This window comes from Citrobacter sp. On2M (assembly GCF_018035235.1).
In the GTDB taxonomy this organism is placed as follows: Bacteria; Pseudomonadota; Gammaproteobacteria; order Enterobacterales; family Enterobacteriaceae; genus Citrobacter; species Citrobacter meridianamericanus.
Genome location: NZ_WPCV01000004.1, coordinates 304,162 through 328,014, shown reverse-complemented (window position 1 = coordinate 328,014; position 23,853 = coordinate 304,162). Strand labels below are relative to the sequence as shown.

20 protein-coding genes are annotated in these 23,853 nt (G+C 51.8%); 15 read left to right on the top strand and 5 right to left on the bottom strand.

The window, feature by feature from the left end; translation table 11 throughout:
* The first annotated feature begins 2 nt into the window (after positions 1–2).
* The 3 genes from On2M_RS11890 (at position 3) to On2M_RS11880 (ending at position 4,855) form a co-directional block, all read left to right on the top strand.
* Positions 3–2,435, top strand: coding sequence for a glycyl radical protein (locus On2M_RS11890; protein WP_187252744.1), 2,433 nt, complete (start codon positions 3–5; stop codon positions 2,433–2,435).
* A gap of 192 nt (positions 2,436–2,627) precedes the next feature.
* Complete coding sequence (locus On2M_RS11885; protein ID WP_151224996.1) at positions 2,628–3,443, top strand: Cof-type HAD-IIB family hydrolase; 816 nt, start codon at positions 2,628–2,630, stop codon at positions 3,441–3,443.
* 149 nt (positions 3,444–3,592) lie between these two features.
* Complete coding sequence (locus On2M_RS11880) at positions 3,593–4,855, top strand: DUF1479 domain-containing protein (RefSeq protein WP_210904865.1); 1,263 nt, start codon at positions 3,593–3,595, stop codon at positions 4,853–4,855.
* Positions 4,856–4,998: 143 nt separating this feature from the next.
* On the opposite strand, the gene On2M_RS11875 is transcribed toward On2M_RS11880, so the two are convergent.
* The gene (locus On2M_RS11875; RefSeq protein WP_103768890.1) at positions 4,999–6,594 is read right to left on the bottom strand and encodes an ABC-F family ATPase; all 1,596 of its coding nucleotides are present in this window, start codon (positions 6,592–6,594) and stop codon (positions 4,999–5,001) included.
* Between the two features lie 232 nt (positions 6,595–6,826).
* On the opposite strand from On2M_RS11875, the gene ldtB reads away from it, so the two are divergent.
* Positions 6,827–7,747 carry a L,D-transpeptidase gene (gene ldtB, locus On2M_RS11870; protein WP_048233825.1) on the top strand — a complete coding sequence of 307 codons (921 nt, stop codon included), beginning with the start codon at positions 6,827–6,829 and terminating at the stop codon, positions 7,745–7,747.
* Positions 7,748–7,808: 61 nt separating this feature from the next.
* Here ldtB and On2M_RS11865 read toward each other — a convergent pair whose 3' ends face one another.
* Positions 7,809–8,921, bottom strand: a complete 1,113-nt coding sequence (locus tag On2M_RS11865) for an anion transporter (RefSeq protein WP_151219616.1) — start codon at positions 8,919–8,921, stop codon at positions 7,809–7,811.
* Positions 8,918–9,391 carry a manganese-binding transcriptional regulator MntR gene (gene mntR / locus On2M_RS11860; protein WP_187252747.1) on the bottom strand — a complete coding sequence of 158 codons (474 nt, stop codon included), beginning with the start codon at positions 9,389–9,391 and terminating at the stop codon, positions 8,918–8,920. The genes On2M_RS11865 and mntR overlap by 4 nt, the downstream gene beginning before the upstream one ends.
* A gap of 186 nt (positions 9,392–9,577) precedes the next feature.
* On the opposite strand from mntR, the gene mntS reads away from it, so the two are divergent.
* Both mntS and On2M_RS11850 read left to right on the top strand, forming a co-directional pair.
* The gene (gene mntS, locus On2M_RS11855) at positions 9,578–9,706 is read left to right on the top strand and encodes a manganase accumulation protein MntS (protein WP_151224994.1); all 129 of its coding nucleotides are present in this window, start codon (positions 9,578–9,580) and stop codon (positions 9,704–9,706) included.
* Between the two features lie 276 nt (positions 9,707–9,982).
* Positions 9,983–11,569, top strand: a complete 1,587-nt coding sequence (locus tag On2M_RS11850; RefSeq protein ID WP_187252748.1) for a phosphoethanolamine transferase — start codon at positions 9,983–9,985, stop codon at positions 11,567–11,569.
* Positions 11,570–11,633: 64 nt separating this feature from the next.
* Here the strand turns inward: On2M_RS11850 and ompX are convergent, their stop codons facing one another.
* Positions 11,634–12,149 (bottom strand): outer membrane protein OmpX, encoded by a 516-nt coding sequence (ompX, locus tag On2M_RS11845; protein WP_003035257.1) that lies wholly within the window; start codon positions 12,147–12,149, stop codon positions 11,634–11,636.
* A 353-nt stretch (positions 12,150–12,502) separates the two neighbouring features.
* Between ompX and rhtA the strand changes: the two genes are divergently transcribed.
* From rhtA to ybiO, 6 genes are all read left to right on the top strand, one after another.
* Complete coding sequence (gene rhtA / locus On2M_RS11840; protein ID WP_151219613.1) at positions 12,503–13,390, top strand: threonine/homoserine exporter RhtA; 888 nt, start codon at positions 12,503–12,505, stop codon at positions 13,388–13,390.
* Between the two features lie 302 nt (positions 13,391–13,692).
* On the top strand, positions 13,693–14,196 hold the full coding sequence (gene dps, locus On2M_RS11835; RefSeq protein WP_151219612.1) for a DNA starvation/stationary phase protection protein Dps: 504 nt from the start codon (positions 13,693–13,695) through the stop codon (positions 14,194–14,196).
* 365 nt (positions 14,197–14,561) lie between these two features.
* Positions 14,562–15,308 carry a glutamine ABC transporter substrate-binding protein GlnH gene (glnH, locus tag On2M_RS11830; protein ID WP_016152370.1) on the top strand — a complete coding sequence of 249 codons (747 nt, stop codon included), beginning with the start codon at positions 14,562–14,564 and terminating at the stop codon, positions 15,306–15,308.
* A gap of 107 nt (positions 15,309–15,415) precedes the next feature.
* Positions 15,416–16,075, top strand: coding sequence for a glutamine ABC transporter permease GlnP (gene glnP, locus On2M_RS11825; protein WP_043015695.1), 660 nt, complete (start codon positions 15,416–15,418; stop codon positions 16,073–16,075).
* Positions 16,072–16,794, top strand: coding sequence for a glutamine ABC transporter ATP-binding protein GlnQ (gene glnQ / locus On2M_RS11820; RefSeq protein WP_048226011.1), 723 nt, complete (start codon positions 16,072–16,074; stop codon positions 16,792–16,794). The genes glnP and glnQ overlap by 4 nt, the downstream gene beginning before the upstream one ends.
* Before the next feature lie 118 nt (positions 16,795–16,912).
* Positions 16,913–19,150, top strand: a complete 2,238-nt coding sequence (gene ybiO / locus On2M_RS11815; protein WP_210904864.1) for a mechanosensitive channel protein — start codon at positions 16,913–16,915, stop codon at positions 19,148–19,150.
* Here ybiO and rlmF read toward each other — a convergent pair.
* A complete protein-coding gene (rlmF, locus tag On2M_RS11810; RefSeq protein ID WP_151224991.1) occupies positions 19,147–20,073 on the bottom strand; it encodes a 23S rRNA (adenine(1618)-N(6))-methyltransferase RlmF in 927 nt (308 codons plus the stop codon). The two genes, ybiO and rlmF, sit on opposite strands and share 4 nt — an antisense overlap.
* A gap of 211 nt (positions 20,074–20,284) precedes the next feature.
* Between rlmF and mcbA the strand changes: the two genes are divergently transcribed.
* The 3 genes from mcbA to ybiX all read left to right on the top strand — a co-directional run bounded on the left by mcbA (position 20,285) and on the right by ybiX (position 23,843).
* Positions 20,285–20,545, top strand: coding sequence for a DUF1471 family periplasmic protein McbA (gene mcbA / locus On2M_RS11805; RefSeq protein ID WP_151219609.1), 261 nt, complete (start codon positions 20,285–20,287; stop codon positions 20,543–20,545).
* 291 nt (positions 20,546–20,836) lie between these two features.
* On the top strand, positions 20,837–23,122 hold the full coding sequence (locus On2M_RS11800) for a catecholate siderophore receptor Fiu (protein ID WP_187252751.1): 2,286 nt from the start codon (positions 20,837–20,839) through the stop codon (positions 23,120–23,122).
* Positions 23,123–23,165: 43 nt separating this feature from the next.
* On the top strand, positions 23,166–23,843 hold the full coding sequence (gene ybiX, locus On2M_RS11795) for a PKHD-type hydroxylase YbiX (RefSeq protein WP_151219607.1): 678 nt from the start codon (positions 23,166–23,168) through the stop codon (positions 23,841–23,843).
* The last annotated feature ends 10 nt before the right edge of the window (positions 23,844–23,853 follow it).

Genomic DNA, 23,853 nt, shown 5'->3' with positions numbered 1-23,853 from the left:
CCATGACCACTCTGAAACTGGACACACTTAGCGACCGTATCAAAGCGCATAAAACGGCCTTGATCCACATTGTGAAACCACCGGTTTGTACCGAGCGCGCCCAGCACTATACCGAGATGTATCAGCAGCATCTGGATAAACCCATCCCGGTTCGCCGCGCGCTGGCACTGGCTCATCACCTGGCGGAACGCACTATCTGGATCAAGCATGACGAGCTAATCATCGGTAACCAGGCAAGCGAAGTCCGCGCCGCGCCAATCTTCCCGGAATACACCGTCTCCTGGATTGAAAAAGAGATCGACGATCTTGCCGACAGGCCTGGCGCAGGTTTCGCGGTAAGTGAAGAGAACAAGCGCGTATTGCACGAAGTGTGTCCGTGGTGGCGCGGTCAGACCGTACAGGATCGCTGCTACGGCATGTTTACTGACGAACAAAAAGGGCTGCTGGAAACAGGCATTATCAAAGCTGAAGGTAATATGACCTCCGGTGACGCGCACCTGGCGGTGAACTTCCCGCTATTGCTGGAAAAAGGTCTCGACGGCCTGCGCCATAAAGTCGATGAACGTCGTTCCCGCATCAATCTGACTTGTCTGCAAGACCTCCATGGCGATCAGTTCCTGAAAGCGATTGATATTGTGCTGGAAGCCGTCAGTCTGCACATTGAGCGCTTTGCCGCACTGGCACGTAAAATGGCGTCCACAGAAACGCGCACCAGCCGCCGTGATGAATTGCTGACCATGGCGGAAAACTGCGATGTCATCGCCCATGAACCGCCAAAAACGTTCTGGCAGGCGCTACAGTTGTGCTACTTCATCCAGCTAATCCTGCAAATTGAATCGAACGGTCACTCGGTATCATTTGGTCGTATGGATCAGTACCTCTATCCGTTCTATCGTCGTGACGTAGAACTGAACCAGAGTCTCGATCGTGAGCACGCCATTGAGCTGTTGCACAGCTGCTGGCTGAAGCTGCTGGAAGTGAACAAAATCCGCTCCGGCTCCCACTCGAAAGCCTCGGCGGGCAGCCCGCTGTATCAGAACGTGACCATTGGTGGCCAGAACCTGGTCAACGGTCAGGCGATGGATGCCGTCAACCCGCTCTCCTACGCCATTCTGGAGTCCTGTGGCAGACTGCGTTCCACTCAGCCGAATCTCAGCGTGCGTTATCATGCGGGGATGAGTAACGACTTCCTGGATGCCTGCGTACAGGTGATCCGTTGCGGCTTCGGGATGCCAGCCTTTAACAACGACGAAATCGTCATTCCGGAATTCATTAAGCTGGGCATTGAACCGCAGGACGCCTATGACTACGCGGCTATTGGTTGCATCGAAACCGCCGTTGGCGGCAAATGGGGCTACCGCTGCACCGGCATGAGTTTTATAAACTTTGCCCGCGTAATGCTGGCGGCGCTGGAAGGCGGACGCGATGCCACCAGCGGCAAAGTATTCCTGCCGCAAGAGAAAGCGCTCTCAGCTGGCAACTTTAATAATTTCGATGAAGTGATGGACGCCTGGGATACGCAGATCCGCTATTACACGCGCAAATCCATCGAAATCGAGTATGTCGTCGACACCATGCTGGAAGAAAACGTACACGATATTCTGTGCTCCGCGCTGGTAGATGACTGTATTGAACGTGCGAAAAGTATTAAGCAAGGTGGCGCGAAGTATGACTGGGTATCCGGCCTGCAGGTGGGTATCGCCAACCTCGGCAACAGCCTGGCTGCAGTGAAAAAACTGGTCTTCGAGCAGGGGGCTATCGGCCAACAACAGCTGGCCGCCGCGCTGGCCGATGATTTTGATGGTCTGACCCACGAGCAGTTGCGCCAACGCCTGATAAACGGTGCGCCAAAGTACGGCAACGATGACGATAGCGTTGATGCGCTGCTGGCCCGCGCTTATCAGACTTACATTGACGAACTGAAGCTGTATCACAACCCGCGTTACGGCCGTGGTCCGGTTGGCGGCAACTACTACGCCGGGACCTCGTCTATCTCTGCAAACGTACCGTTCGGCGCGGCAACCATGGCAACGCCGGATGGCCGTAAAGCGCACACCCCGCTGGCAGAAGGCGCAAGCCCGGCATCCGGTACGGACCATCTCGGTCCAACGGCGGTAATTGGCTCGGTGGGTAAACTGCCTACTGGTTCAATCCTCGGTGGCGTGCTGTTAAATCAGAAGCTGAACCCGGCCACGCTGGAAAATGAGTCTGATAAACAGAAGCTGATGATTTTGCTGCGTACCTTCTTTGAAGAGCACAAAGGTTGGCATATTCAGTACAACATCGTTTCTCGTGAAACGCTGCTTGAAGCCAAAAAACACCCGGATCAGTACCGTGATCTGGTGGTGCGTGTAGCGGGTTATTCCGCCTTCTTCACCGCGCTGTCTCCGGATGCGCAGGACGATATCATCGCCCGTACTGAACATATGTTATAAGCAAGGTCAGTGAGCCGGATTAGGTACTCGTACCGACATCCGGTTCTCATCCCTCACCACTGCCGGATGGCGCAGTTGCTTATCCGGCCCACTCAATCGCCCCTCTCCCTCTTTCATTCGAAATTAAATTTGTGCTTTAGCTCACATTGTTATTAAAATGTTTCAGGTCGCAGTTATGAGCCAGGAGCAAGTATGACCATCAAAGTTATCGTCACAGACATGGACGGAACTTTTCTCGACGACGCCAAGCATTACGATCGCGTACGCTTTATGGCGCAGTATCAGGAACTGAAAAAACGAGATATTGAATTTGTCGTGGCCAGCGGCAACCAGTATTACCAGCTAATATCCTTCTTCCCGGAGCTCAAAGATGAGATCTCTTTTGTCGCCGAGAACGGGGCACTGGTGTTTGAACACGGCAAACAGCTGTTTCACGGTGAGCTTACCCGCCACGAATCACGCATTGTCATTGGCGAACTGCTCAAAGATAAGCAGCTCAACTTTGTGGCCTGTGGACTGCAAAGCGCCTACGTGAGCGAAAATGCCCCAGAGTCCTTTGTCGCGTTGATGGCAAAACACTACCATCGCCTGAAACCCGTAAAGGATTATCAGGACATCAACGATGTGCTGTTCAAGTTCTCGCTGAATTTACCCGACCAACAAATCCCGTTGGTTATCGATCACCTGCATACTGCTCTTGATGGCATCATGAAGCCTGTCACCAGCGGCTTTGGGTTTATCGACCTGATCATTCCCGGCTTACATAAAGCTAACGGAATCAGCCGTTTGTTAAAACGCTGGAACCTGTCACCGCAAAACGTAGTCGCCATTGGCGATAGCGGTAACGACGCGGAAATGTTGAAGATGGCGCACTACTCTTTCGCCATGGCCAATGCGGCAGAGAGCATCAAATCGATTGCCCGCTATCAGACCGATGACAATAACCATCAAGGCGCGCTGAACGTGATTCAGGCGGTGCTGGACAACACCTCCCCTTTTAACAGCTGATCCCATAACCGGGGCGCTCGCCCCGGCTTTCACTCTATTCTCACTTTGCGCACACCAGCATATTTTTAAACTTGCATTAACTAATTTTTAACTTATATTATCACTTGCAATCAAATTTAGTTTCGAATGAAAGTTAATGCGAGGTGGTTATGGCTTTTACTTTTACCAGCGACACGTTGCCTGCCGATCACAAAGCGGCAATCCGTCAGATGAAACAGCAACTGCGGGCACAGCTTGGGGATGTTCAGTTGATCTTCAACCAGCTGAGCGATGCCATTGCCACCCGCGTGGCGGAAATCAACGCCCTCAAAGCGCAAGGCTCCCCGGTATGGCCTGTGTTGTCCTATGCGGATATCAAAGCGGGTCACGTGAGTGCAGAGCAGCGTGAAGAAATTAAGCGTCGCGGATGCGCGGTTATTAAGGGGCATTTCCCCCGCGAACAGGCGCTGGCATGGGATCAGTCGATGCTCGATTACTTGGATCGCAACCATTTTGATGAGGTCTACAAAGGCCCCGGTGATAACTTTTTTGGCACCCTCAGCGCATCCCGCCCGGAGATCTACCCCATCTACTGGTCCCAGGCACAGATGCAGGCCCGCCAGAGCGAAGAAATGGCCAACGCACAGTCATTCCTTAATCGCCTGTGGACGTTTACAAGCGAAGGGAAACAATGGTTTAACCCGGATGTCAGCGTTATCTACCCTGACCGCATACGTCGTCGTCCACCGGGAACAACGTCCAAAGGGTTGGGCGCGCATACGGATTCCGGCGCGCTGGAACGTTGGCTTCTGCCGGCATATCAGCAGGTTTTTGCGAATGTTTTCAATGGTAAACTGGAAGAGTACGATCCGTGGCAGGCTGCGCATCGCACCGAAGTAGAAGAGTACACCGTGGATAACACCACCAAATGTTCAGTATTCCGTACCTTCCAGGGCTGGACTGCATTATCCGATATGCTGCCCGGTCAGGGATTGTTGCATGTGGTCCCTATTCCTGAAGCGATGGCGTATGTGCTGTTACGCCCATTGCTTGACGATGTGCCGGAAGATGAACTTTGCGGCGTAGCGCCCAGCAGAGTCCTGCCGATTTCCGCGCAATGGCATCCGCTGCTGATTGAAGCGCTAACCAGCATTCCACAACTGGAAGCCGGAGATTCCGTCTGGTGGCATTGTGATGTTATTCACTCCGTCGCGCCGGTAGAAAATCAACAAGGTTGGGGCAACGTGATGTACATCCCTGCCGCACCGATGTGCGAAAAGAATCTGGCCTACGCTCACAAAGTAAAAGCCGCGCTGGAAAAAGGCGCATCGCCGGGTGATTTCCCTCGAGAGGATTATGAAACTCACTGGGAAGGACGCTTCACACTGGAGGATTTGAATATCCACGGTAAACGCGCGCTGGGGATTATTTAATATGTAGCTTACACAATTTTCCCTAAGTATTTCGCGTTACAGGAAGGCGGTCAGCCTGTAAATCCCCGGGAGCTTACATAAGTAAGTGACCGGGGTGAACAGGTGCAGCCAACACACCTGTAACACGAAAGACGACGGGTAAATTAACCGTCAATACCTTTACTACGCAGGTAATCTTCGTAGTTGCCGGTGAAGTCGATCACGCGTTCCGGCGTAATCTCAATCACGCGGGTCGCCAGGGAACTGACGAACTCACGGTCGTGAGAAACGAAGATCAACGTGCCCTGATACATTTCCAGCGCCATGTTCAGCGACTCGATAGATTCCATATCCAGGTGGTTGGTCGGTTCATCCATCACCAGGATATTCGGTTTCTGCATCATCAGCTTACCGAACAGCATGCGTCCTTTTTCACCACCGGAGAGCACTTTTGCAGGTTTCTTGATATCGTCCTGGCTGAACAGCAGACGACCAAGGAAGCTGCGCACAACCTGCTCATCATCGCCTTCTTGTTTCCACTGGCTCATCCATTCGAAAACGGTCAGATCGTTTTCAAACTCGTATTCATGATCCTGCGCGTAGTAACCAACCTGGGCGTTCTCAGACCACTTCACGGTACCGTTGTCTGGCTGCAAATCGCCAACCAACGTTTTCAGCATGGTGGATTTACCCACGCCGTTGGCACCAATGATGGCAACCTTCTCTCCCACTTCCAGCAGCAGGTTAAAGTTTTTAAACAGCGGGCCTTCATCAAAACCTTTCGCCAGCGCTTCCACTTCCAGCGCGTTACGGAACAGTTTCTTATCCTGTTCGAAGCGGATGAACGGGTTCTGACGGCTGGACGCTTTCACTTCGTCAAGCTTAATCTTATCAATCTGGCGCGCACGAGAGGTTGCCTGACGAGATTTAGACGCGTTGGCGCTAAAGCGGCTGACGAAGGATTGCAGATCGGCAATCTGTGCTTTCTTCTTGGCGTTATCGGCCAGCAGACGTTCACGCGCCTGAGTTGCCGCTGTCATGTATTCGTCGTAGTTACCCGGATAAACACGCAGTTCGCCGTAGTCCAGATCCGCCATGTGCGTACAGACCATGTTCAGGAAGTGACGGTCGTGCGAAATGATGATCATGGTGCTGTCACGCTCGTTGAGTGTCTGCTCCAGCCAGCGAATGGTGTCGATATCCAGGTTGTTCGTTGGTTCGTCGAGCAGCAGAATGTCCGGGTTAGAGAACAGCGCCTGTGCCAGAAGCACACGCAGTTTCCAGCCGGGCGCGACTTCGCTCATCGGACCATAATGCTGCTCTACCGGAATACCGACGCCCAGCAGCAGTTCACCCGCACGCGCTTCCGCAGAATAGCCGTCCATTTCGCCATACTGAACTTCGAGGTCAGCAACTTTATAGCCGTCTTCTTCGCTCATCTCGGCCAGCGCATAAATGCGATCGCGCTCCTGCTTCACTTCCCACAGTTCACCGTGACCCATGATGACAGTGTCAAGCACGGTGAATTCTTCAAAGGCGAACTGATCCTGACGCAGCTTACCGATGCGCTCGTTCGGATCGAGGGAAACGTTGCCCAGCGTCGGTTCGAGGTCGCCGCCGAGAATTTTCATAAAAGTGGATTTACCGCTACCGTTCGCGCCAATCAGGCCGTAACGGTTGCCGCCGCCAAATTTGACGGAAATATTTTCAAACAGCGGCTTACTGCCGAACTGCATGGTGACGTTGCTGGAAACTAACACTGGCGTATCCTGAAAGAGAAAGAAATATGTGACAAACCGCTTATTATGCCATAAGTCTGCGATAAGATCGCGCCTTGATGCTGAAGGGGTAAAGTGAAAGCGTGAGGAAAAAAATGTGATTTAGTACACATCCGAATTCCTTGTTGCTCAGATTGCACATATAATGCGTGCCCAACACTACATAAATCTCAACCCACTAGCCTGCCTGGCACTGAATCTCGCATACATGAACATGAATATGAAATTAACAACGCTTTTCGCGGCGGCACTCGCAATAGTTGGTTTTTGTAACACCGCCTCTGCCGTCACGTACCCGCTGCCTACCGATGGCAGCCGTTTGATTGGCCAAAACCAGGTCATCACGATTCCTGAAGGCAACACCCAACCGCTGGAATATTTTGCGGCAGAGTATCAGATGGGGCTGTCTAACATGCTGGAAGCTAACCCGGGCGTGGATACCTTCCTGCCGAAAGGCGGTACCGTGCTGAACATCCCTCAGCAGTTGATCCTGCCGGATACCGTGCATGAAGGTATTGTGATTAACAGCGCTGAAATGCGTCTGTACTACTACCCGAAAGGCACTAACACCGTCATTGTTCTGCCGATCGGTATCGGTCAGTTGGGCAAAGACACGCCAATCAACTGGACCACCAAAGTAGAACGTAAAAAAGCGGGTCCAACCTGGACGCCTACGGCGAAAATGCATGCGGAATACCGCGCAGCGGGCGAACCGCTGCCAGCCGTTGTTCCGGCAGGTCCGGATAACCCGATGGGGCTGTACGCGCTGTATATCGGTCGCCTGTACGCTATCCACGGCACCAATGCTAACTTCGGCGTCGGCTTACGCGTCAGCCATGGTTGCGTGCGTCTGCGTAACGACGACATCAAGTTCCTGTTTGAAAATGTGCCGGTCGGCACCCGCGTACAGTTTATCGATGAGCCGGTAAAAGCCACTACCGAACCAGACGGCAGCCGTTACATTGAGGTACACAACCCACTGTCTACCACTGAAGCACAGTTCGAAGGCGGGGAAATCGTACCAATTACGCTGAATAAGAGCATTACCAGCATCACCGGTCAGCCTGACGTCGATCAGGCCGTCGTTGAGCAGGCGGTACAGAACCGTTCTGGTATGCCGGTTCGTCTGAACTAAGCACATACCTGATACGAAAAAGGCGGATGAATCATCCGCCTTTTTTATTGTCTCTGCGCCGCTATGACAGCATCAGCAACAAACCATACCCCACCAGCGCCGCCCATATCAGCATCGGCATCGAATACCAATGAAAACGCCACCAGATCCGGCGGTCGTTTGCCATGCGCAAAGCAATAAGATTCGCCAGCGATCCCGGCAACAGCCCAAAGCCGCCCACATTGACCGCCCAGGCCAGCAATAGCGTCGGCGGGACGTAGTTCAGCAGCAAAATTGTACTGGGAACATTACTGATAAACTGCGACAGGCCAATGGCCGTCAACCACAGCCCCGGCGCTGAAAGCGTGCCAATCTGGTGGGTGATCCCCTGCAAGGCCGGGAGTTGCGTCAGCAAGTGCACATCAATAAACATCGCCATAAACACTAACAGCAACGTCCAGTCAACGCTGAGGATCACGCGGCGAGCCAGCACCATGAACCCTGCAGCGACGATTGCCAGCCCCCACAGCTCTTGTTTTAACTCCAACGCCGCCAGGAAGACGATATACAATGCCAGACAGCTCCACACCAGACGCGGTTGCCAGTCAGGCGCGGACGTACCGGTGTGATAATGCAATGCTTTATTCGGGAAACTGAACCAGCACAGCACCACCAGCGTCAGCATCATGGCCCCCGCAAGCGGCGCCATTTGCCAGGTAAATGCGGCAAATGACAAGCCAGAGCGCCCCCACATCAGAATGTTTTGCGGGTTACCTATTGGCGTGAGCAACGATCCGGCGTTAACCGCCAGCGCCTCAAAGATAATCAGGCGATTCACCGGAATAGCGCATAATTTTTTCAGGGTGATCGTCAGCGGAACAACAATAAACAACGCCACATCATTGGTCAGAAACGTCGACAGCAGCGCCGCCGCCAGCACCATAAATATTCCCACCTGGCGTTCTGTGTTGAAGCGGCGGGTCATTTTTCGCCCTAACACATCAAAATAGCCGCTGAGCTCGACCCCTTTGGTCAGTAACATCAGGCCGCTAAGCGTAATAATCGTGTGCCAGTCAATGGCACCTGGCCACAGCCGGGGCGCAAATGGCGTGAACAGGCTCAGTGCAACCCCGACGATGATTAACAGCTGGAAAAAGCGATCGCGCTGCAAGGCGCGTAGTAAAGGGAAACTCATTCAGAGCCTGTTCCTTGCTGTTGCGTAAACCGGCTAAAAGCCTCCAGCGTTTCCTTACTGACGTGATGCTCCATTCCTTCCGCGTCACGACGGGCAATTTCCGGGCTGATGCCTAAAATCAACAGGAAATTCTCTACGATCTGATGACGCTCCCGACTCTCCTGAGCCAGCCGTTCTCCTTCTGCGGTTAAAAACACGCCCCGCCAGGGGATCATTTCAATCAACCCGACGGAAGCCAGGCGCTTAAGCATTTTGGCAACCGTCGGCTGGGAAACCCCAAGCCGCGCGGCCATATCAACCTGGCGCGCCTCCCCCACCTCAATAATGAGATCGGAAATCAGCTCTACGTAGTCATCAATCAGCTCGCGGCGATGCGCCTCCCGAACCTGACGAAACCCTTCAACGTGTTCTTCGACATTCACCAATTGCGTCACTTTTTTTGTTGTTGGCGTACCTGCGCGACGACTCATTCTGCTTCCTCGTTACTGTGACGCGTTAACGGCATCTGATTAGAGAAGGCTCATTGTAAACCAGAGTTGCGTGGGCACAAAAAATTAACGTTTTAGCAATAGCTATATAATATAGCCTGTGCTATATCTGTATATAATAAAGACATCCCTCACGGACTGATGGGATCGTGAAGTCAGGAGGTTTATATGAATGAATTTAAGAGGTGTATACGCGTGTTTAGCCACTCTCCCTTTAAAGTACGGTTAATGCTGATCTCTATGCTGTGCGACATGATTAACAGCAAACCGCAGCAGGATAAACCTTCAGAAAAATAATGCGGCGTTGCGGTACGCCGCTTCTTTTTCCTGCGGTCACCCGAATACAGCGATCGTTTTTGTGCCAATAACCCTTCTTTTTGTCAGTTTTGCCACGTCCCTCGCAAAACAATTTCTTTGTAGTAGTTGACCTTCTCTTGCACACACTCTATCTTTTCGCAGCCCTGCGTATATTGCGGCTCGCGGATGCGGACCCTATCCCTCTTCTCGCTCTCTCAGGCAGGCAATGACCCTTAGCGCCAGGGTAAGCACATGGCGTTTTTGTAACAGTGGCATATGAATTTAACCCTCAAAGATTCAATCATTGCTCGCAGCCGGGCGATTAGTCCGTGGACTGGCCTCTATTTCTTACAGTCTCTGCTGATCAATCTTGCGCTGGGCTATCCGCTTAGCCTGCTCTATAGCGTTGCTTTCACCTGTATATTAATGCTGATGTGGCGCAGTGCGCCGCGCGCGCAGAAAGCGCTGATTGGCATTTGCTCGCTGATTGCGGCAATGTATTTTCCGTTCGGCCAGGCATACGGTTCGCCGAACTTCAACACGCTACTGGCCCTACACTCTACCAATATGGAAGAGTCCACCGAAATTCTGACCATCTTCCCGTGGTACAGCTATCTGGTTGGCGTGTTTATTTTCGCCCTTGGTGTTATCGCCGTACGTCGTAAAAAAGATGAACAAAAGCGCGGCTGGAATAAGTTCGACAGCGTTTGTTTGTTATTCAGCATTGTCGCGTTCTTTGTTAACCCGGTGCAAAACCTGGCCTGGGGCGGCGTGTTCAAGCTGAAAGATACCGGCTATCCGGTTTTCCGATTTGCCAAGGACGTGATCGTCAATAACAACGAAGTGCTCGACGAGCAGGAGCGTATGGCGAAGCTGTCGAGCGTCAAAGACAGCTGGACGGTAACCGCCGTGAAGCCGAAGTATCACACCTACGTGGTGGTGATCGGTGAAAGCGCCCGCCGCGATGCGTTAGGCGCGTTTGGCGGCCACTGGGATAACACCCCGTTTGCCAGCTCGGTTAACGGCTATATCTTCGCGGATTACATTGCCGCCAGTGGTTCTACGCAAAAATCACTCGGCTTAACCCTGAATCGGGTAGTTGATAATAAGCCCCAGTTCCAGGACAACTTTGTTACTCTGGCCAACCGCGCAGGATTCCAGACGTGGTGGTTTTCCAATCAGGGACAGATTGGTGAATACGATACGGCTATTGCCAGTATTGCGAAGCGAGCAGATGAAGTTCAGTTCCTCAAAAACGGTGATTTCGAAGCAGACAAAAACACCCGCGACGAAGCGCTGTTGAAGATGACCGCCCAGGTGCTGGCAACCGAGCGCACGCAGCCGCAGCTGATCGTACTGCATTTAATGGGCTCGCATCCGCAGGCCTGCGACCGTACGCAAGGAAAATACGAAACTTTTGTCCAGTCAAAAGAGACCTCCTGTTACCTGTACACCATGACGCAGACGGATGACCTGCTGCGCCAGCTTTACGAACAGTTACGTAACAGCGGCAATAGCTTCTCGATGGTCTATTTCTCCGATCATGGCCTCGCCTTTAAAGAGCGTGGAAAAGAGGTGCAGTACCTGGCGCATGACGATCAGTTCCAGCAGAATTTCCAGGTGCCTTTCATGGTGCTGTCGAGCGATGATAAAGCGCATCGGGTGATTAAAGCCCGTCGCTCAGCGAATGATTTCTTGAGCTTTTTCTCGCAGTGGACGGGGATCAGCGCAAAAGAAATTACCAACAGCTACCGCTTTATCTCAGAGAAAAAGGCCGGTCCGGTGTATATCACCAACTTTAAGCTGCAGAAGGTGGATTACAACCACCTTGGTACCGACATCTTCGAGACCAAATCTCGCTAACAGCTCAAATTGCAGGCAAAAAAAATCCGCCCCGAGAGGCGGATTTTTTATATCACCGAAGTGATTAGAAGCGGTAACCCACGCCAGCGATCCAGGTGCCAACGTCAACGCTACGAATACGGCTCTGCTCGTAGGAGAAGTCCAGAGCAACGTTTTCGATCGGGTTGAACTGCAGACCAGCACCGTAGGAGAAACCGTAGTCACTGGTGGTGTGGTTGTCAGCCGGGGATGCTGCGTTCTGGAATTTACCGTAACCAACACCCACTACGCCGTAAATGCTCGCCCAGTCGTTCAGACGGTAAGCCGGGCCAGCAGTGATGCCGTAGTACTGGGTTTTGTTGTAGTCGCCAGAAGCATCGGTACGATCTTTTTCAGTGTAAGTGAAGGAACCGATAACACCCAGCGGGTTGTTGTCCTGCTCGTAACGATACTTCAGGTTAAAACCGTTCATTTTGTTCGCTGCGCCCTGAGCATCGCTCTGAGCGTAACCACCGGTAACGGTAGAAGTAGCAGCTACAGCAGTACCTGCGGAGAAAGCCAGAACAGCGGCCAGTGCTGAAAGACATGCAATTTTTTTCATAACCACCTCAAATGTGCTTCAAGTAAATCTTAAGTTTTAAATATACCAAAAATTAATGGGAAACTCTTTGCGATTAGCGATGTCTAACGGGGTCTTTCATGTAACAGAACATTTCAGAAACCCACTATCTCTTTCAATTAACATCACTTTTCTAACGTAAACTGCCATTATTGCGCGCACAATATGGCACATTCATCCAGATTATTCCTAATCACACAGATTATTAATCCATCAATTTCATCCCATTGTACGGAACTGAGCAATTTTTTTTTCAACGAATACTCAACCACATGAGTGTATTTCCATTACACTCGCTGTTTTACTTCTATTGACATATTTAGACAGGAGAAAGGATGCCGGGGTCGTTACGTAAAGCGCCAGTCTGGTTGCCTATTTTGGTTTTGCTGATTGCTATGTCCTCCATTCAAAGTGGAGCATCTCTGGCAAAATCGCTGTTCCCTCTCGTTGGCGCACCGGGGGTGACTGCACTGCGCCTTGCACTGGGCACCCTCATCCTTATCGCCTTCTTTAAACCCTGGCGTTTACGATTCGCCAAAGAGCAGCGTCTTCCTCTATTGTTTTACGGCCTGTCGCTGGGCGGGATGAACTACCTCTTCTACCTGTCAATTCAGACCGTACCGCTGGGAATTGCCGTGGCGCTGGAGTTCACCGGCCCGCTCGCGGTAGCGCTATTTTCATCCCGACGTCCGGTGGATTTCATTTGGGTTGCACTGGCTGTACTCGGACTGTGGTTCCTGCTGCCATTAGGTCAGGACGTTTCTCACGTCGATTTAACCGGTGCTGCGCTGGCGCTGGGGGCTGGTGCCTGCTGGGCAATCTATATTCTTACCGGGCAACGTGCCGGCGCGGAACACGGCCCAGCTACCGTTGCGGTAGGGTCATTAATTGCGGCGTTGATTTTTGTCCCTATCGGTGTGCTCCAGGCCGGCGATGCCCTGTGGCACTGGTCCATTCTGCCATTAGGCCTGGCCGTTGCGGTCCTCTCTACTGCGCTTCCCTATTCGCTGGAGATGATTGCGCTGACGCGACTGCCAACGCGTACTTTTGGGACGTTGATGAGCATGGAACCGGCGCTGGCGGCGGTTTCCGGAATGATCTTCCTCGGTGAAACGCTGACACTAATTCAGACGCTTGCACTGGGCGCCATTATTGTCGCATCGATGGGTTCTACGCTCACTATTCGCAAAGAACCACAAATAAAACAAGTTGACGTAAATTAACCCCTTAATATTCTGCATGGTTTGCATAATCATGCAGAATATCCAATTGTAAATTTGCGTAATAATTATTCTAATAAATAGATTTTTCTCATTCGCATATTTGATTCATTTTTTACATTAACATAAAAATAACATCACCCCATCCAAAACCACCATAAGATACTGATTTTATCAACTATTTTATATTTATCGTCTCTTCACTATTAAAGTAATAGGTAACACCGGGAAGATAAATCCAAATTTAGCGCTATACTTATTTTCGTTGAAGAGTTGGGACATAAACATCAAGAGGATATGAAAATATGAGTACCGCTAAATTGGTAAAAACAAAAGCATCTGCCCTCCTTTATACCCGCAACGATGTGACAGACAGCGAAAAGAAAGCGACTGTTGAGCTGCTGAATCAGCAAGTGATCCAATTCATCGACCTGTCGTTGATCACCAAACAGGCCCACTGGAATATGCGCGGCGCGAACTTCATTGCCGTACATGAAATGCTGGATGGTTTCCGTACTGCCCTGACCGATCACCTCGACACGATGGCTGAACGAGCCGTACAGCTAGGTGGTGTGGCATTGGGTACAACTCAGGTTATTAACAGCAAAACGCCTCTGAAAAGCTATCCACTGGATATCCATAGCGTACAGGATCACCTGAAAGAACTGGCTGACCGCTATGCCGTCGTCGCTAACAGCGTCCGTAAAGCCATTGGCGAAGCAAAAGACGAAGATACCGCAGATATCTTCACCGCCGCTTCACGCGACCTCGACAAATTCCTGTGGTTTATCGAAGCCAACATTGAATAACAACAGACATAAGAATTACCTATATAACCCTCGCCCCGGCGGGGGTTTTGCACATCTATGGTGCACAGCATTGATCATTCACCCCTTCAAAGTAAATTATTTGTAATAATCACTTCACACAATCGTTAACGAAAGATTGTTTTATCAACATTTTTTACGCTAAATAGTGATACCGTTTGCACCGTGCCAGGTACGCACCAAATGAGTGCCCCAAAACAGTGCAGATCGCCTTCTTTGCCCTATTCATTGTGCAGAAAAACAAGACACCCTCTTGTTAAAACAATGAGTTGCAAAATTGGCACGATTATTTCATTAAGCCATATGTTCTCGCAGGGGATCGCCCCGTGGATATAAAAGGAAATCCTATGAAGTCTGTATTAAAAGTTTCACTGGCTGCACTTACCCTGGCTTTTGCGGTGTCCTCCCATGCCGCAGATAAGAAACTGGTTGTCGCAACCGACACTGCGTTTGTACCGTTTGAATTCAAGCAGGGTGACAAATACGTTGGTTTTGATGTGGATCTGTGGGCTGCCGTGGCCAAAGAACTGAAGCTGGATTATGAACTGAAACCAATGGATTTCAGTGGCATCATCCCGGCTCTGCAAACCAAAAATATCGACCTGGCACTGGCGGGTATCACCATCACTGATGAGCGTAAAAAAGCGATCGACTTCTCTGACGGCTACTATAAAAGCGGTCTGTTGGTGATGGTCAAAGCAAATAATAACGACGTGAAAAGCGTGAAAGATCTCGATGGTAAAGTTGTCGCAGTGAAGAGCGGCACCGGTTCCGTTGATTACGCGAAAGCTAACATCAAAACTAAAGACCTGCGTCAGTTCCCGAACATCGATAACGCGTATATGGAACTGGGCACCAACCGCGCAGACGCCGTGCTGCACGACACGCCAAACATTCTTTACTTCATTAAAACCGCGGGTAACGGCCAGTTCAAAGCCGTAGGTGAGTCCCTTGAAGCTCAGCAGTACGGTATCGCCTTCCCGAAAGGTAGCGATGAACTGCGCGAGAAAGTGAACGGCGCGCTGAAAACGCTGAAAGAAAACGGCACGTACAACGAAATCTACAAAAAATGGTTCGGTACTGAGCCTAAATAACAAGAACGTTCTGTAACGCCCGGTAGCGCCAGCGCCGCCGGGTCTGCAATTTTGAGTCATCATGTTATGGCTCATTGTTTTTCTCACCACGGTAACAGGAACGACATATGCAGTTTGACTGGAGTGCCATCTGGCCCGCCATCCCGCTTTTGATTGAAGGCGCCAAAATGACCCTGTGGATCTCGGTCCTCGGTCTGGCTGGCGGTCTGGTAATCGGACTTGCAGCAGGGTTTGCGCGCACCTTCGGCGGTTGGATAGCCAACCACGTAGCGCTGGTGTTTATCGAAGTTATTCGCGGTACGCCAATCGTTGTGCAGGTGATGTTTATTTACTTCGCCCTGCCAATGGCATTTAACGATTTACGCATTGACCCCTTTAGCGCCGCCGTTGTCACCATCATGATCAACTCCGGGGCCTATATTGCGGAAATCACCCGCGGCGCGGTGCTCTCAATCCATAAAGGCTTCAGCGAGGCAGGGTTGGCGCTTGGGCTTTCACGCACAGAGACCATCCGCCACGTAATTTTACCTCTCGCACTGCGTCGTATGCTGCCGCCGCTGGGCAACCAGTGGATCATCAGCATTAAAGATACCTCGCTGTTTATTGTCATTGGCGTCGCCGAACTGACCCGTCAGGGCCAGGAAATCATTGCCGGTAACTTCCGCGCACTGGAAATCTGGAGCGCCGTTGCGGTGTTCTATCTGATCATTACGCTGGTGCTGAGCTTCATTCTGCGTCGTCTGGAAAGAAGGATGAAAATCCTGTGATTGAATTTAAAAACGTTTCTAAGCACTTTGGTCCAACTCAGGTGCTGCACAATATTGATCTGAACATTGAACAGGGTGAAGTGGTGGTCATTATCGGACCCTCCGGATCCGGTAAATCTACCCTGCTGCGCTGCATTAACAAACTGGAAGAGATAACCTCTGGCGATCTGATCGTCGACGGTCTGAAAGTGAACGATCCGAAGGTAGACGAGCGGTTAATCCGCCAGGAAGCCGGGATGGTGTTTCAACAGTTCTATCTGTTCCCGCATCTGACGGCGCTGGAAAACGTCATGTTCGGGCCGCAGCGCGTACGCGGGGCGAATAAAGAACAGGCCGAGAAACTGGCGAAAGAACTGCTGGCGAAAGTGGGACTGGCCGAGCGCGCCCACCACTACCCTTCTGAGCTGTCCGGCGGTCAACAACAGCGTGTGGCTATCGCCCGTGCGCTGGCGGTGAAGCCGAAAATGATGTTGTTTGATGAGCCAACCTCAGCGCTGGATCCGGAACTGCGCCACGAAGTTCTGAAAGTAATGCAGGATCTCGCGGAAGAAGGGATGACCATGGTGATTGTGACCCACGAAATCGGTTTTGCCGAAAAAGTGGCTTCACGCCTGATTTTCATTGATAAGGGCCGTATTGCCGAGGACGGTAATCCGCAGGCCCTGATTGAAAATCCGCCCAGCCAACGCTTACAGGAATTCTTGCAGCACGTTTCCTGATAGCTCTGCCTCCCTTCATCCGAAGGGAGGTTTTTCACCAGAATCCTCTCATTTCAATTCTCTCCCGCCCTGACATCTATACTTATCCTTTTGAATTTATTTTCTCATGGGAGGAGTCATGCGCGGGATCCTGTTCATCATTGTTTGTCTGTTGAGTCTTCCGACCCAGGCGGTGACGATTCCTGGCGTTACCACGCCAACGTCAACCAACGCGCAAACCACACCGGCGAAAGAGCCGGATATTGAACAGAAAAAAGCGGCTTACGGCGCACTGGCCGATGTGCTGGAAAATGACGCCTCGCGTCAGGAGCTGATCGGCCAGTTACGCAAAGTGGCCACTGCCCCTCCTGCCCAGCCGGTGCCGACCATTGTCCCGCCCACGCTAACGGAGGAAAAAACGGTACTGGAAAACGTCACGGATGTCACCCGCCACTACGGTGAAGCCCTCTCCAGCCGCTTTGCCCAGCTTTATCGCAATATTACCGATGCCCCGCACAAAACCTTTAACTCGCAAACGTTCACCAATGCCCTGACGCATTTTTTAATGCTGGCGGTGTCGGTGTTCGGTTTTTTCTGGTTGGTTCGTCTGTGCGCGCTGCCGCTGTATCGCAAAATGGGACAATGGGCACGGCGCAAAAACCGCGAGCGCAGCAACTGGCTCCAGCTTCCGGCGATGATCGTTGGCGCATTCGTTATCGATTTACTTCTGCTGGCGCTGACATTGTTTGTCGGGCAGATACTGAGCGACAAAATGAACGCCGGCAGTCGCACGATCGCTTTTCAGCAAAGTTTGTTTCTCAATGCTTTCGCCCTGATTGAGTTCTTCAAGGCCATTTTGCGCCTGATATTTTGCCCTACGGTGGCCGAGCTGCGCCCGTTTAACATTCAGGATGCTGGCGCGCGCTACTGGAATCGCCGATTGAGTTCATTGAGCAGCCTGACTGGCTACGGGCTTATTGTTGCCGTACCCATTATCTCGAATCAGGTCAACGTGCAGGTCGGCGCGATGGCAAACGTCATCATCATGTTGTGTATCACGCTATGGGCGCTGTACCTGATTTTCAGAAACAAGAAAGAAATTACGCAGCATTTGTTGAATCTGGCGGAAAGATCCCTCGCTTTTTTCAGTCTGTTTATTCGCGCTTTTGCGTTGGTATGGCATTGGCTGGCCAGCGCCTACTTCATTGTGCTGTTTTTCTTCTCGCTGTTTGATCCAGGCAACAGCCTGAAATTCATGATGGGCGCCACGCTGCGCAGCCTGGTGATCGTCGGGATCGCCGCGTTTGTTTCCGGTATGCTTTCCCGCTGGATAGCCAAAACCATTACTCTTTCACCACATACCCAGCGCAGCTATCCGGAACTCCAAAAGCGGCTGAATGGTTGGTTGTCGACGGCGTTAAGCGTCGCCAGGATCCTGACGGTGTGCGTCGCGGTCATGCTGCTACTGAATGCCTGGGGACTGTTCGACTTCTGGAACTGGCTGCATTACGGCGCAGGAGAAAAAACGGTGGATATCCTGATCCGTATCGCGCTGATTTTATTCTTCTCCGCCATCGGTTGGACGATTCTCGCCAGCCTGATTGAAAATCGTCTGGCTTCCGATATTCACGGCCGCCCGCTACCCAGCGCGCGTACCCGCACCCTGTTGACGTTGTTTCGCAACGCGCTGGCGGTGATCATCAGCACGATCACCATCATGATTGTGCTGTCAGAAATTGGCGTCAATATCGCCCCCTTACTGGCTGGGGCCGGGGCGTTGGGGTTGGCGATCTCTTTTGGTTCGCAAACGCTGGTAAAAGATATTATTACCGGGATCTTTATTCAGTTCGAAAATGGCATGAACACCGGCGACCTGGTTACCATCGGTCCTCTCACCGGTACGGTAGAACGGATGTCTATCCGCTCTGTGGGCGTGCGTCAGGACACCGGGGCGTACCATATCATTCCCTGGTCATCGATAACGACCTTCGCCAACTTTGTGCGTGGAATAGGATCGGTCGTCGCCAATTACGATGTAGACCGCCATGAGGATGCGGATAAAGCGAATCAGGCGTTGAAAGACGCGGTTGCTGCGGTGATGGAAAAAGAAGACATCCGTGGGCTTATTATCGGCGAGCCGTCGTTTGCGGGGATTGTAGGGTTAACCAATACGGCCTTCACGCTGCGGGTTTCGTTTACCACCTTGCCGCTGAAGCAGTGGACGGTACGTTTTGCGCTCGACAGCCAGGTGAAGAAATACTTCGATCTGGCGAACATACGCGCGCCGGTACAGACATATCAGGTCTTGCCTGCACCGGTGAATGGCCCAACGCCTGCGGCAAGCGAACCGCTGCCGCCAGCCGAGCCAACGCTTTAACGTTTACGCGCCATAAAACGGCGACGCTGATCGTTATCCATAAAGGTCCAGGCAATAAAGCGGCTCTGCTTTTGCCCCTGGGCCATCTCTTTCTTGACCACTTTCACCGCGCCCGCGTCCGTCAACGCGTGATACAGCGGAGGCAAATTCTCGCCGCGCGAAACCAGCGTGGTGAACCACATCACCTGACGACCAAAGGCCTGGCTTTCAGCGATCATTTTTTTAATGAACGCCACTTCACCGCCTTCACACCACAGCTCCTGCTGCTGTCCGCCAAAGTTCAGCGCATCATCTTTATCTTGCCCCAGATTACGACGTTTACGCTCGCTTCCTGCGCGGGCTGAGGCCGCAGAATCATGGAATGGCGGGTTACACAATGTGGCTTCATATTGCTCATTTTTGTGAATGATACCGTTGAAAATTGCCGTAGCATCTTTCTGGCGACGCAGACGAATAGCACGGGTTAACCCCGGATTGCCGTTTACGATCGCCTGAGCGCTGTTAAACGCTTCGCTACTGGTCTCACTGCCCGTAAATCGCCAGCCGTATTCGTGCACGCCGATCAACGGATAAATACAGTTTGCCCCTACGCCGATGTCCAGGATGCTCGCATTTGCCGGAATGGTTCCGTTGGTTTCCCCCAACAGGTCGGCCAGGTGGTGAATGTAATCAGCGCGTCCAGGAACAGGAGGACACAAAAAACCGTCTGGAATATCCCAGTTTTTCACCGCATAAAAATGCGCCAACAGTGACTTATTGAGCGCCTTGACGGCTTGCGGATTGGCGAAATCAACACTCTGCTCACCGCCTGGCGTGAGGGTGAGAAATTGCGTCAGCTCTGGGGTAACCTGGCATAAAGTCGCAAGATCATAACGGCCATTGTGGCGATTGCGTGGGTGTAATCCCGGTTTCTGGGGGGGCATAGCATTCTCCTTTTAACAGCGGCGTAAGATACCCGCATAACGTCACGGGGTAAACACGCACTTCGTGGAAATTTGATTTTTTTATGCCTGCTTCATACCGATTTCTTTGTTCAAAAAACAGACGGTTCATCATCGATTTTTTGCGGTAAATGTCATCTGCTGGCGACCTAAACTTATCAGGCACACCTGTTGTTTTTCAGAGGATATCACCATGAAGAAATGCCTCACATTACTTGCCGCTACCGTACTGGCCGGCATGACCTTTGCGTCATTTGCTGCACAGCCCTACACCAGCCCAGCCACCGGTCAGTTACACGCTTCCGGCACAGTATCTGCTACCGGTGCAACTAACCTGAGCGATCTCGAAGACAAGCTGGCAGAAAAAGCGAAAGAACAAGGCGCAAAAGGCTTTGTTGTTAACTCTGCGGGCGGTAAAAATCAGATGTACGGTACCGCAACTATTTATAAGTAGCCCCCACCTCATCCCAACTGCATTCGACCCGAATGCAGTTTTTTGCGCTCTCATCACGCCACACACAGCTCAAATCGTAATCATCATGTTGGAATTTTGAATCCAATGTAAATAAATGTATTTATTTTTGAATTAATGAATGCTAAAACTCCTCACTGATTAGAAATGATTATCAAAATCATTATCAATTACACATTCATTTTCGCGAGACCTGCAGGGTACAACATCCACAGAGATGTCCCTTCGCGTGAGTGAAACCGTCTACTCAAAAATAATAAGTCACTTATTAACATGGATAAAAATCGCAACTTGCCGTCCAGTAGTTTTCATTCACTGACTTTTTTTGCTGGTCTGTGCATTGGCCTGTCTCCGGTAGCCCAGGCTGTCGCTGCAGGCGATCAGGATAAAAAACAAGAAGATACATTGGTCGTTGAAGCAACCAAACCTTCGCTGTATGCCCCAACACAGTCTGCCGACCCTAAATTCTCCCGCCCGGTAGCGGATACCACCCGCACCATGACGGTGATTTCTGAACAAGTGATTAAGGATCAAGGCGCAACAAATCTGACCGATGCGCTGAAAAACGTACCGGGCGTTGGCGCGTTTTTCGCTGGCGAAAACGGCAATTCCACTACCGGTGATGCGGTTTATATGCGTGGTGCGGATACCTCAAACAGTATTTATATCGACGGTATTCGTGATATTGGCAGCGTCACGCGCGATACCTTCAATACCGAACAGGTCGAAGTGATCAAAGGCCCTTCCGGCACCGACTATGGGCGTAGCGCACCGACAGGTTCCATCAATATGATCAGTAAACAGCCGCGCACCGACTCCGGGATCGATGCGTCGGCCAGCGTCGGCAGCGCCTGGTTCCGCCGTGGTACGCTGGACATTAACCAGGCTATCGGCGACACCACAGCCGCACGTTTAAATCTGATGGGCGAAAAAACACATGATGCCGGTCGCGACAACGTAAAGAATGAACGTTACGGTGTGGCCCCCTCTCTCGCTTTTGGCTTGGGCACCGAGAACCGACTGTATCTGAACTATCTGCACGTGACTCAGCACAACACGCCGGATGGAGGCATCCCCACTATCGGCCTGCCGGGTTACTCTGCGCCTTCCGCAGGAACGTCTGCACTGAATCATTCAGGAAAAGTCGATACGCATAACTTCTACGGTACCAACTCGGATTACGACGATTCGACGACCGATACCGCGACAATGCGTTTTGAACATGACCTGAGCGACAGCACCACGATTCGCAACACCACCCGCTGGTCGCGTATTAAACAGGATTATCTGATGACGGCGGTGATGGGCGGTGCGTCTAACATTACGCAACCCACCAGCAGCGTCGACACCTGGACATGGTCACGCCTGGCAAATACCAAAGATGTCAGTAACAAAATCCTGACCAACCAGACTAACCTGACCTCAAAATTTTACACCGGATCCATCGGCCACGATATCAGTACCGGTGTGGAACTGGCGCGCGAAACACAAACCAACTATGGTGTAGCCCCGCTCACCCCGCCGCCGGTTAATATTTATCATCCCAACAGCGACGTGAATATCGGCGGATTATCGCGTAGCGGTGCCAACGCCAACGGGCAAACCGACACATTTGGCGTATACGCTTTTGATACGTTACAAATTACCCGTGAGTTTGAGCTAAACGGCGGTATTCGCCTCGACAATTACCGCACTGAATATGACAGCGCCACCGCTTGCGGCGCTTCCGGCCGTGGTGCAATTGCATGTCCGACAGGCGTCGCCAAAGGTTCTCCGGTTACGACCGTGGATACGGCCAAATCAGGCAATCTGGTGAACTGGAAAGCGGGCGCGCTGTATCACCTGACCGATAAAGGCAACGTCTACATTAACTATGCCGTTTCTCAGCAACCGCCGGGCGGCAGCAACTTTGCCCTTGCGCAGGGAGGAACCGGTAACAGCGCAAACCGTACCGACTTCAAACCACAGAAAGCGAAAACCAGCGAGATCGGCACCAAATGGGAGGTGCTGGATAAGCGTCTGCTGTTAACCGCCGCGATTTTCCGCACAGATATTGAGAATGAAGTAGAGCAGAACGACGACGGAACATATTCCCAGTACGGGGAGAAACGCGTTGAAGGCTACGAACTCTCCGTAGCTGGCAACATCACCCCCGCTTGGCAGGTTATTGGAGGATACACCCAGCAACGCGCCACGATCCACAGCGGCAAAAACATTGCTCAGGATGGTTCTTCTTCCCTGCCCTATACGCCAGAACATGCCTTCACGCTGTGGAGCCAGTATCAGGCTACCGATGATATTTCCGTTGGCGCGGGCGCACGCTACGTGGGCAGCATGCATCGCGGTTCGGACGGCGCAGTGGGTACGCCATCTTATACTGAAGGTTACTGGGTCGCCGACGCCAGGCTGGGTTATCGCGTGAATCGCAATCTCGATTTCCAGCTGAACGTCTATAACCTGTTCGACACCGATTATGTATCCTCCATCAACAAGAGCGGATACCGTTACCATCCGGGCGAGCCAAGAACCTTCCTGCTCACCGCCAATATGCATTTCTGATCCATCTCGTGGGGCGAAAGCCCCACTTTCAGGAGAAACACTGATGATGTACCACATTCCCGGCGTTCTGTCGGCGCAGGATGTCGCCTGGTTTCGCGAACAACTGGACGCTGCCGACTGGATTGATGGCCGAGCAACCACCGGCGCCCAGGGCGCGCAGGTAAAAAACAACCAGCAGGTGGATACGCAAAGCGAGCGTTACGGCGTTTTGCAACAAGCGGTACAAACTGCGGTGAATAACAGCCCGCTTTTCTTCGCCGCAGCATTACCGAAAACGCTCTCCACACCGCTGTTTAATCGCTACCAGGACCATGAAACCTACGGTTTTCACGTTGACGGCGCGGTACGTAGTCATCCGGAAAACGGCTGGATGCGCACAGACCTTTCCGCCACCTTATTCCTCAGTAATCCCGACGATTATGCGGGAGGAGAACTGCTGGTCAATGATACCTACGGCCAGCACGCGGTAAAACTTCCAGCGGGCGATCTGGTGCTTTACCCTTCCAGCAGCTTGCACTGCGTTACGCCGGTAACCCGTGGGGTTCGTGTGGCATCCTTTATGTGGATCCAGTCGATGATCCGAGATGACAAAAATCGCGCCATGCTTTTTGAACTGGATAAAAACATTCAGTCCCTGAAGGCGCGTCATGGGGAAAGTAGCGAGATCCTGTCGTTACTCAATCTCTACCATAACCTGCTGCGCGAATGGTCTGAAATCTGATACCGCTGAT

Bases quoted from the DNA above. Each gene is read 5' to 3' on its own strand.
- ldtB (WP_048233825.1), top strand. From the start codon at position 6,827: ATGAATATGAAATTAACAACGCTTTTCGCGGCGGCACTCGCAATAGTT.
- On2M_RS11890 (WP_187252744.1), top strand. From the start codon at position 3: ATGACCACTCTGAAACTGGACACACTTAGCGACCGTATCAAAGCGCAT.
- rhtA (WP_151219613.1), top strand. From the start codon at position 12,503: ATGCCGGGGTCGTTACGTAAAGCGCCAGTCTGGTTGCCTATTTTGGTT.
- mcbA (WP_151219609.1), top strand. From the start codon at position 20,285: ATGAAGAAATGCCTCACATTACTTGCCGCTACCGTACTGGCCGGCATG.
- glnP (WP_043015695.1), top strand. From the start codon at position 15,416: ATGCAGTTTGACTGGAGTGCCATCTGGCCCGCCATCCCGCTTTTGATT.
- rlmF (WP_151224991.1), bottom strand. From the start codon at position 20,073: ATGCCCCCCCAGAAACCGGGATTACACCCACGCAATCGCCACAATGGC.
- ompX (WP_003035257.1), bottom strand. From the start codon at position 12,149: ATGAAAAAAATTGCATGTCTTTCAGCACTGGCCGCTGTTCTGGCTTTC.
- On2M_RS11885 (WP_151224996.1), top strand. From the start codon at position 2,628: ATGACCATCAAAGTTATCGTCACAGACATGGACGGAACTTTTCTCGAC.
- glnH (WP_016152370.1), top strand. From the start codon at position 14,562: ATGAAGTCTGTATTAAAAGTTTCACTGGCTGCACTTACCCTGGCTTTT.
- ybiO (WP_210904864.1), top strand. From the start codon at position 16,913: ATGCGCGGGATCCTGTTCATCATTGTTTGTCTGTTGAGTCTTCCGACC.
- On2M_RS11865 (WP_151219616.1), bottom strand. From the start codon at position 8,921: ATGAGTTTCCCTTTACTACGCGCCTTGCAGCGCGATCGCTTTTTCCAG.
- On2M_RS11880 (WP_210904865.1), top strand. From the start codon at position 3,593: ATGGCTTTTACTTTTACCAGCGACACGTTGCCTGCCGATCACAAAGCG.
- mntS (WP_151224994.1), top strand. From the start codon at position 9,578: ATGAATGAATTTAAGAGGTGTATACGCGTGTTTAGCCACTCTCCCTTT.
- On2M_RS11800 (WP_187252751.1), top strand. From the start codon at position 20,837: ATGGATAAAAATCGCAACTTGCCGTCCAGTAGTTTTCATTCACTGACT.
- mntR (WP_187252747.1), bottom strand. From the start codon at position 9,391: ATGAGTCGTCGCGCAGGTACGCCAACAACAAAAAAAGTGACGCAATTG.
- ybiX (WP_151219607.1), top strand. From the start codon at position 23,166: ATGATGTACCACATTCCCGGCGTTCTGTCGGCGCAGGATGTCGCCTGG.
- dps (WP_151219612.1), top strand. From the start codon at position 13,693: ATGAGTACCGCTAAATTGGTAAAAACAAAAGCATCTGCCCTCCTTTAT.
- On2M_RS11850 (WP_187252748.1), top strand. From the start codon at position 9,983: ATGAATTTAACCCTCAAAGATTCAATCATTGCTCGCAGCCGGGCGATT.